Origin of the sequence: Pelomonas sp. CA6 (assembly GCF_022549225.1) — a bacterium.
In the GTDB taxonomy this organism is placed as follows: Bacteria; Pseudomonadota; Gammaproteobacteria; order Burkholderiales; family Burkholderiaceae_C; genus Roseateles.
This window is the reverse complement of sequence record NZ_JAKZFD010000054.1, coordinates 1-469: the sequence shown is the minus strand read 5'-3', so window position 1 is coordinate 469 and position 469 is coordinate 1. Positions and strand designations below refer to the sequence as shown.

Below are 469 nucleotides of genomic sequence, written 5' to 3'. Positions count from 1 at the left end.
GGAGAGCGAGCGCAGCGCGGCGGTGTTCATCGCGCGCAGGTCTTGCGTTTCCAGCGCGGCCATCTGGTCGGTGCCCAGGCCGGCGACCTGGCGCGAGCTCAGCGCGGCGACCTGTTGCGAACCCAGCGCCTCGATGTTGGCGGTGGCCAGCGCCCCGAGCTGGCTGGAGCTCAGCTGGGTGATCTGGTTGGTGGCCAGCGCGGCGACGTCGGCGCTCTCCATCGTGGAGACCTGGGCCGTGGACAGCGCGGCCAATTGCGAGCTGCCCAGCGCGCGGATCTGGTCGGAGCCCAGCGCGGTGAGATCATCGCTGGACAGGTTGGCGACCTGGGCCGTGGTCAGGCTGGCCACCTGGGCGGTGGACAGACCCTGGATCTGGGCCGAGCCCAGCGCGTCGATTTGCGCGGTGGAGAGTGCACGCAGCGCGGCGGTGTTCAGCGCGCGCAGGTCTTGCGTTTCCAGCGCGGCG

At 71.2% G+C, this 469-nt stretch carries 1 pseudogene; it reads right to left on the bottom strand.

The features are described from left to right. Nucleotides 1–469 (bottom strand): annotated as a pseudogene (locus LZ017_RS21845) (heme utilization protein); the annotation flags it as partial.